This window comes from Clostridium sp. MT-14 (assembly GCF_042436595.1).
In the GTDB taxonomy this organism is placed as follows: domain Bacteria; phylum Bacillota; class Clostridia; order Clostridiales; family Clostridiaceae; genus Clostridium_B; species Clostridium_B aromativorans.
This window is the reverse complement of record NZ_JBHMIY010000097.1, coordinates 1-474: the sequence shown is the minus strand read 5'-3', so window position 1 is coordinate 474 and position 474 is coordinate 1. Positions and strand designations below refer to the sequence as shown.

1 protein-coding gene is annotated in these 474 nt (G+C 43.0%); it reads left to right on the top strand.

Annotation, left to right across the window (positions count from 1 at the left end; translation table 11 throughout):
- On the top strand, positions 1–474 hold a 474-nt coding region (locus tag ACFHWD_RS20660), incomplete at both ends, for a Gfo/Idh/MocA family protein (protein ID WP_378062948.1).

The window sequence follows — 474 nt, the reverse complement described above, 5'->3', positions numbered from 1 at the left end:
CTGGCAGCCAATAAAGATGAAGCAGTTTTAGTGGCAGTATGTGATGTAGTAAGTGAAAAGGCTGAGAAAAGAAAAAATGAATATGCGGATAAAATAGACAGAGCTTATATTCCGGAAATTTATACAGACTATAAGAAGATGCTTGCGAACCAGGACATAGATGTGGTTACCATAGCTACTGAAAGTGGATATCATCCTGAAATAGCCATCTACTGTATGGACAAGAATAAAAATGTCATATGCGAGAAGCCCATGGCACTTTCTATACAGGATGCAGATGCGATGATAGAAGCATCTGAAAGAAACCATGTAAAGCTGTGCATATGTCATCAGAACAGGTTCAACAAGCCGGTGCAGCAGCTTAGAGAAGCTGTGGAGGGAAACAGGTTCGGCAGGCTTGTAAACGGCACGGCCAGAATACTCTGGAGCAGAGATATGGACTATTACAATCAGGCTCCCTGGAGAGGGACCTGG